The organism is Arthrobacter sp. CAL618 (assembly GCF_000468215.1).
GTDB lineage: Bacteria > Actinomycetota > Actinomycetes > Actinomycetales > Micrococcaceae > Arthrobacter_D.
The window spans coordinates 1-7,978 of the sequence record NZ_ASZW01000010.1; the positions used below are offsets into that span (position 1 = coordinate 1).

At 62.5% G+C, this 7,978-nt stretch carries 7 protein-coding genes; 2 read left to right on the top strand and 5 right to left on the bottom strand.

The window, feature by feature from the left end:
• Positions 1-459: DUF6326 family protein (locus K728_RS0100185; protein WP_024475455.1), on the bottom strand; the 459-nt coding region annotated here is incomplete at its 3' end.
• A gap of 96 nt (positions 460-555) precedes the next feature.
• Positions 556-1,596: an NAD(P)-dependent alcohol dehydrogenase gene (locus tag K728_RS0100190; RefSeq protein WP_202805316.1), complete on the bottom strand. Its 1,041-nt coding sequence runs from the start codon at positions 1,594-1,596 to the stop codon at positions 556-558.
• Between the two features lie 122 nt (positions 1,597-1,718).
• On the opposite strand from K728_RS0100190, the gene K728_RS0100195 reads away from it, so the two are divergent.
• Entirely contained in the window at positions 1,719-2,393 is a 675-nt protein-coding gene (locus tag K728_RS0100195) for a TetR/AcrR family transcriptional regulator (RefSeq protein WP_024475457.1), read from the top strand.
• 316 nt (positions 2,394-2,709) lie between these two features.
• On the opposite strand, the gene K728_RS17985 is transcribed toward K728_RS0100195, so the two are convergent.
• The 3 genes from K728_RS17985 to K728_RS0100210 are packed head-to-tail and all read right to left on the bottom strand — an operon-like array spanning position 2,710 to position 7,498.
• Complete coding sequence (locus tag K728_RS17985; RefSeq protein ID WP_084442769.1) at positions 2,710-3,834, bottom strand: restriction endonuclease subunit S; 1,125 nt, start codon at positions 3,832-3,834, stop codon at positions 2,710-2,712.
• Complete coding sequence (locus K728_RS0100205; protein ID WP_024475459.1) at positions 3,831-5,438, bottom strand: class I SAM-dependent DNA methyltransferase; 1,608 nt, start codon at positions 5,436-5,438, stop codon at positions 3,831-3,833. Before K728_RS0100205 ends, K728_RS17985 begins: the two co-directional genes overlap by 4 nt.
• Entirely contained in the window at positions 5,423-7,498 is a 2,076-nt protein-coding gene (locus K728_RS0100210; protein ID WP_024475460.1) for a hypothetical protein, read from the bottom strand. The genes K728_RS0100205 and K728_RS0100210 overlap by 16 nt, the downstream gene beginning before the upstream one ends.
• Before the next feature lie 167 nt (positions 7,499-7,665).
• On the opposite strand from K728_RS0100210, the gene K728_RS0100215 reads away from it, so the two are divergent.
• On the top strand, positions 7,666-7,947 hold the full coding sequence (locus K728_RS0100215; RefSeq protein ID WP_162148007.1) for a DUF3892 domain-containing protein: 282 nt from the start codon (positions 7,666-7,668) through the stop codon (positions 7,945-7,947).
• The last annotated feature ends 31 nt before the right edge of the window (positions 7,948-7,978 follow it).

Here is a 7,978-nt window from a genome sequence, read left to right on the forward strand (position 1 = left end):
GCTGGTCGGCATGGTTGCCGACGGTGCGGTGCGGGGCCAGGTCCAGGCGGAACGCAGAATGAAGGCCAGGATCAGCAGCTCGACTCCAATGGTGAGGCCGTAGTAAAAGGCCCAGTCCCAGGTCGCCCCTGCCGCGTTGAAGATGGAGAGGGGGATGAAAAGCAAGGCAACGACGAGGTTCGTGGCGCGGTTCGCCCGGGCGGGCAGCGTCATCGAGAGCAGCACCATCAGGCTCGGGATCGCTATGATCACGAAGAAGATGGAAACCAGTGTCCCGGTGATGTCAAAGACAAAGATCTCGCCACCCCGAATCACGTCAATTTCGCCGGGCTGGTAGAGGTGAAAGTAGTCGATGTAGATGACGAGGAACATGAAGCTGGTCCAGGCGGCCGCGAGCTTGGCCTGCACGGGGATTCGCGGATTGTCGAGCAGTTTCGGGGTTTTCGTTCGGATGGGCACTGGCTTTTCTTTCGTTTGGAGCGGTCCGTCCGCCGGAGTGGCGGCAGGTCTGGGCGTGCATTCGCACGGGGTGGGTCGTTCTCATCGGTCCGGTCGTCAGACGGTGATCACGACCTTCCCTCGGGTGTGGCCGGCTCCGACGTAGCGGAGGGCATCGGCCGCTTCGTCCAGCGGGTAGGTGCGGTCGATGACGGGCGTGACCTGCCCGGTCGTGACCAGCTCGGCCAGGGTGAGCAGGTCCTGGCGCTTCCCGATCGACGTGAAAGGCAACAGCTGCTGACGGGTGAATCCGGACAGCACACGCGCTTTGACGATCCGACCGAGGGGGCCGAACCAGCGGCCGCCGCGTCCGCTGTTGGGGATCAGGGTGCCGGTGGGCGTCAGCGCTCGGCGGACCGCCGCCAGGGGCTGGGCTTCCACGTTGTCGAGGATGACGTCGTAGCGCTTCTCATCGTGGGTGAAGTCGGTCCTCGTGTAGTCAATGACGTGGTCGGCACCGAGTGACCGGACCAGGTCGACGTTGCGGGTGCTGCACACCCCCGTCACCTCGGCACCAAGCGCCTTGGCGATTTGTACCGCGAAGGAGCCCACGCCGCCTGACGCGCCCGTGACCAGCACCGTCTGGCCCGGCCGAACGTCCGCGATCTTGCGCAATGCCTGCAACGCCGTCATGGCCGAGGTGGGCACCGCTGCCGCCTCCACGACCGACAGGTTGGCGGGGATGGGCACGAGTTTGTCCGCCGGGACGCGGACGTACTCCGCGAATGCTCCAGCGGTGCTCCAGCCGAACACCTCGTCGCCGGGGCGGAGAGTGGTGACGTCCTTCCCTACCGCTGCCACCACGCCGGCGAGGTCCATGCCGGGGATGCCGTGGCGCGGCCGGCGGAGCCCGTACACCAGGCGCACAATGTACGGCTTGCCGGTCATGACGAAATAGTCGCCAGGGTGTACCGAGGCCGCACCCACCCGAACGAGCACCTCGCCTCGCCCGGGTAGCGGTAGCCCGATCTCGGACACCTCGATCACGGAGGGCGGGCCGTAGCGGTGCTGGACGGCGGCCCGCATCGTCGCCGCCCCGTCCAGATTCGCCCCCGGCACCAGGGGCGTTCCGGCCTTCGATCGCTGTTCGTTTCCCACAGAAGCCTCCTTACGTCCGAGCAACGACTTTCGCTGCTCGTACACCGTACGACGTACGTTGTACGATAGAGTGTGAGCGTACGCTGTACTAATGTCAAGCATTTCGAGAAAGCGAGGGATCTGTGGCCGCTAGGGAACAACGCCAGGTCGCATCAGACGCGGGGCTAACCAAGCACCGGGTGGTGGTGGAGGCGATCCGGCTTGCCGACCGCGAGGGGGTCGAAGGGTTGAGCATGCGCCGGCTGGCTCGCGAGCTCGGCGCGGGCGCGATGTCCCTCTACCACTACGTGGCGAGCAAGGAGGAGTTGCTGGACGCGATGATCGACGTCGTGTTCGAGGAGATTGAGCTCCCGCCCGAGGGGACAGACTGGCAGTCGGCGATGCGACGGCGTTCGGTATCCGCCCGACAGGTTCTCGCGGGCCACCCGTGGGCGATTGGCCTGATGGACTCGCGGACATCGCCGGGGGCGGCGCACCTTCGCCACCGCGAAGCTGTCACCGCCTGCCTGCGGAGGGCCGGCTTCTCGGTTCTGATGGCGACGCACGCCAACTGGTTGCTCGACAGCCTGGTCTACGGTTACGCCCTGCAGGAAGCCAACCTGCCGTTCGATACAGCCGATGAGTTCGCGGACATGGCCGAAGACGTCTACCTGCCCCAGCTTCCTCCAGGCGAGTTCCCCTACCTCAACGAGTCCGCCGCGGCGCTCGTCGCTGCTGGCTATGACCCGGCGGAGGAGTTCATCTTTGGCCTTGATCTCGCCCTGGCCGCCCTCGAGCCTCTGAGAGCCTCCGCCTAGCGGAACCCTCACGGACCATCGCGTGGGCATCCGCACCGACGTTTCGACCCATAGCCGTCGTGTTGTCGTGGGCTCGTAGTACTCGCTGCCGAACTCACCACGAGCTTCGACCAGATCGAGGCCTCTGCCAACCTCGCGGAGTAAGACCGGCGCGAGTGCCGGCCCTTCAAACGCGGGTGTCTACGGGAGTTGGTCGGAAGGAAGCTCCCTCATCGGCGGCGTCCATCCCTGACCTGCCATGTGAGGATGGCATCGCTGCTGCCTTCCACTGGATAGGTTGGTTTCGTTTCGAACGCACCCACTTGCACGAACAATCTTAGACGAGTTCTTCGACCAGAGCTTGAGCTTCCTTGGCCCGCAGCTTGCCGGACATGAGCTGAGGAAGGAGGGTATCGCGGGTCATGGCGAGCAACTCGTTCTCTCGGTCCATCTGAGATACAACGTCGAATAGCTCCATGGCTGATGTCGTGAAGTCGCGAAGCTGGTCCGACTCTGGACGCCGGACCGCAATTGCATGTGCCTCATTTCTGTTCAAGCCGGGAACAGCTGAGTCTGAATTCATTTCGTCGAGTCGAAGAGACTTTAAAAGGAAGTACGAGAAAATTGGGCTGATCCATTCGGTGCTTGGTTTCGCCCAAAACGTCGTGTCAATCGGGAAGAAAGGCCCCGATGCCCAGTGAACGGCACCCGCGGTGCCCTTACGTCCGACTACGACTCCTGGCCCATCACACAGCGCTTCAGTATGTCTACCAACAATTCCACCACTGCCATAGACCTTCACTGGACCGTTCGTTCGCTTGACTGCAGGTAGCGATTTTCCGTACTCGAGAGTGAGCACTTGTGCCATGGTGACAGATTCGTGAGATCGAAGCATCAAGCGGCGAAACTCGAGCTCGGCTAAGTCGGAAGCTGATCGAGAGAGTTTGGTGTTGGCGGCGATCTTGTCGTCGAGCGCGCCAAGTACCTCTGCAATTGCCTGTTGCTCTCGAAGACACGGCACGTGTACTTCCACCTGCTGCAGCACTGACTGCTTCAAATAGGGCAAGGCACTGCCCTCAACATAGGTGCTGACATTGATCGTGGCTAGGAGATAGAACAAAAAATCGACTGTACAACGTTCGGGTTTTGCCATAGCTGACATCAGGTTGTTGTCAAAAGCAGTAGGTCGGACCGCTACCCGAAATCGCTCGTTGCGAAGGCCCTCTCCAATTTTTGCAAATAACACTGCTCCGGCTGGCGCTAAGGCTGGCCGAAGCCTTTCTAACTGTTCTTCAGTTATCCAATTATTCGATTGCTGAAGATACTTCGAGTTTGAGGATAGATCGCTGACTTTTACAAACGGATAATCAGAATTCGCGCCTCCTTGTTCGGCTTGCGGAAACGCTGAGCCCGCTTTCAGCTTGCACAAATCGCCGAGGATGCTCCTCACCCACTCGCTCATGAGACCCGCCCCAGCTGCTCCCGCACAACCGCAGCCAACCGTTCCGACTCGGCGAACTGCTCAAACAACTCAGCTGACAAGCGGGCAATTTTCTCTTCAATGGGCTCGCCGTCGTCCTCAACATCGGCGGCTCCGACATATCGACCCGGCGTCAGCGCGTAGTCCGCTGCCTTGATCTCTGCCAGAGGTACCGACCTGCAGAACCCCGCGACGTCGTCGTACTCAATTCCCGACCCCTGAGCCGAAGCCGACCCGCGCCAGGCGTGATAGGTCTCGGCGATCTTTGCGATGTCCTCGTCCGCGAGGGCACGCTCGGCGCGGTCCACCATGTAGCCCAGGTTCCGCGCGTCGATGAACAGCACCTCTCCCGACCGGTCGACGGCTCCCGAGGACTTGTCCTTGGCGAAGAACCACAGGCAGACAGGGATGCCGGTGCTGCGGAACAGCTGGGTGGGCAGCGCGACCATGCAGGAGATTAGGTCAGCCTCGACCAGTTGCGCACGGATGTCACCCTCGCCGCCGGAATTCGACGACATGGACCCGTTAGCCATCACCACACCGGCGCTGCCACCCGGGGCGAGCTTCGAGATGATGTGCTGGATCCACGCGTAGTTGGCATTGCCCACCGGCGGGACGCCGTACTTCCAGCGGGGATCACTTTCGGAGCGGGCCCAGTCCTTGATGTTGAAGGGCGGGTTGGCCATGATGAAATCGGCCTGCAGATCCGGGTGCTGGTCCCGCGCAAACGTGTCGCCCCAGCGGCTGGCCAGATTGCCGTTCAGCCCGTGAATGGCAAGGTTCATCTTCGCCATCCGCCAGGTGCGCTCGTTCAGCTCCTGCCCGTAGACGGAGATGCTCGACCCCTCCTTGTTGTGCGACTCGAGGAACTTCTCGGTCTGCACAAACATGCCACCCGACCCACAGCACGGGTCATAGACGCGACCGTGGTCGGGCTCCAGCACCTCGACGAGGACGCGGACGACGTCGGCCGGCGTGTAGAACTCGCCGCCCCGCTTGCCCTCGGCCTTGGCGAACTTCTCCAGGAAGTACTCGTAGACCTCACCGAGGAGGTCGCGCGCCTTCGTGGCACCCTGCCCTGTGAACCGCGCCGAGTTGAAGAGATCCAGCAGCTCACCGAGACGGCGCTGGTCGATGTTGTCACGGTTGAAGATCCGCGGCAGTGTTGCCGCGAGCGAGGGGTTGGCACCCATGACGGCGTCCATCGCATCGTCGATCAGCTCGCCAATGGTCTTGGCCGCTTCGCCGTCCGCCGCCTGCGTCCCCTTGGCATTCTGCGCCAAATACGTCCAGCGTGCCTGCGTCGGCACCCAAAATACGCCCCGCCCGGTGTACTCGTCGACGTCGTCGATCATCTGAGCAATCTGGTGCTCGCCGAACCCGTCAGCGCCAAGCTCCACCTGGATCTGCTCCCGGCGTTCGTCGAACGCGTCGGAGACATACTTCAGGAACACCAGTCCCAGGATCACATCCTTGTACTGGGACGCGTCCATGGAGCCGCGCAGCTTGTCGGCCGCCTTCCACAGGGTGTCCTTGAGTTCCTTCATGGTGGACGGCAGGGCGTCCACCTTCACTTTCGGGGGCACTGGGGTGTTCCTTCCATCGGGGCGGCGGGGTTGGGTTCGCCGAGGGTCACGGTGTTGCTGGCTACGCCGTCCATGATCAGCGTAGCGAGTTGAGTGAGGCGATTGACGCGTTCAAGCGCGGCGAGCCGCTCCTGCTCGACGGCGTCGAGCGTGCGCCTGAGAAGATGCCGCTGGTCGACGTCGACCGCACGGACTATCCACGACCTCCACCGCCCGGCTGTCGGCGCCTGGCTATTGATGTCTTCAGCGAGCAGTCTGGCTACCAGTCCCGGCTGACCTCTACTGGTTTGTCCCCCGTCAACAATCCGGAGGACCCGGGCTGGATAGGCAACAACGGCTGCGCCGTCGGGATCCACCAGAGCGACGGGCCTCGGCCCTGTACAGAAAACGACGTCGCCTGGCTCAGTTAGTCGGCCAGCCGGGTATTGCGCAGCGAACCTGAACCGATCCATCACCGCTGGTGGATCACCGTCGAGCAGGGACCCGGCGGTGATCACTTTGATTGCACCGGGCGAGGCGGGGTCTCCAGCGTGAAGATCTGCTGCCTCGATTCGGTTCCCGGGGAGGTAAACGACCGCGCCGGCGTCGGCCAGGTCTCCTAGAACCCTCTCGACCGGGCTCTCCGGTTTCGTCGTTGGGATCACCTGCACATCCAGACTCCGAACGGTTTCCGGCTGTTCGAGTAATGACAGGAGGTTCTCGATGTGTAACACCGCGCCAGCTGGCTGAGCGGTCCTGTTGCGTGGAAGTGGCCGAGCCCTGACCAGCGAACCGCGGGCTGCGAGCATCGACGACGTCCTCACCAGCCGTGCGAACCGAAACGAATGCTTCTCCACCGACCGCCGGTTGCCCATCGCAGCGGCGAGATCGCTGATCAGATCCTCGATGTCCGTTGTGGACAGGGATGTCCCGGAAAGGTCGGACACCATCGTCCACCGATCCGCCAGTGCCACCTCGGCATGTGCGGGGCCGAGTACCCACAGGGCCATCGCTTGGCGGGGCTTCGAGGTAAGCAAACCTTGAGGCAAGCGGACGACGGCGCGCAGCCGCCCCGTGCGCAAAATGGCTGACCGGATGGCTTCGCTCTCCCCTGCCGCCCCGTCCACACTCAACGCATCACAGAGCGCGCTTGCGGGACCGAATGCTACGGCGCGGTCACCATCGGTGAGCTGCAGACAGATCTTGTCGATAGCGTTCAGGGTCGTGACGTCATCTGGGTTCTGGTTACCTGCGTGAGGAAACTGGGCCAGGTGAAGTGCTGAAGAGCGCTGGCCAACGGGGTCGGCGTCGTCGTCAATTGCCTCAAGCACCAGGCCATGAGTGTGGAGACGCCGCAAACCGCGCCGGGATGCTGCCGTGTCGAATCCGCCCCAGGCGAGGGCACACCGCACAGTCCCGTCACCCTCACTCAGCTTCAGGAGAATGTCGCCGCTCCCCGGCGAGTGATCCACAACCATCGTTGACCCATCTCGCCGACTGAGCAGCGCAGCTACCGCGGCAGCCACCAGGCTGACGGCGTCTCGGTGAATTTCTCCACCCTGCAGCCCGAGCCTCCGCTCGGAGGTGAGCAGCAGGTCGAATGCGGCCGCCGGGCTGTAGGCTGCGTCCGCCAGTGCGTCTGCCGTCGCTGCGAGGAAGGCCAGCTGGTCGCCGGTCGCTTCCATTTCGCGATAGAGGCTTTGGTTATGCGGATCGTGGTCGTCAGCCAAATCCAGCAGTTCGGCATTGGATAGACCGCTCAGTCGCTCACCGCTCAGAACCTTCAGGCACAGGAGGGCCGTCAACGCGTCAGTCCCTGACTGGTCGGCAGCTATGCCCGTGCGAAATGCGTCGGCGTCGAGATGAGCGGAGGGATTGTTGCCGCGACCGGTGTCGTGGAGCCACCGACCAATCTCAGCGGGGTCGAATGCCGGTTGGCTTGATGAGCTGTCGGTAGGCGCTGGAAAAGGTAGATCGGCATCTCGGTAGCGTCGTCGCCACATGGAGACCACCGGACGTGCAACCTGGGCCAGACGAGCCACATCGGCAAGGGACATATCGGTCTCGGTCATCTTCGGCATGCCTCCTCCTTTATCCGCGGTTCTGGGATCTGACCCTACCTGTTGTTCGACGCAATCTAGAGCATTTGTTGATAACGGGGGTTATCGCATTCAAACGGCTCTGGATGTGGGGAGTGACCGTAGCGTTCATTTCCACAAGCACCATGACCTCCCATGAAAGGACTGCCATGAAGTACATTCGCCAGATTCATTTGGATAGCCCCGGCACAAGAAGCGAGCACATCTCCCGGGTCAACCACTCGGATACCCCTACCGGCCCGCTGTCCGAATCCTCCAGGACGAAGATCGTGCAGCAGATCACGGCTGGTACTGAAACCTACCAAAGCCGTAACTCGAACGGCGCGCAGGCCCCGGTGGTGGTGCGAACCAGCGGACTGGGAACCAAGTACATCGCGACTGTCAGCGACGGCCGCGAGACCAACAATCTGCTGAGTCTTCCCAAGTACTAAGCAAACCCACAGTCTGCGGTTGGAAGCGGCA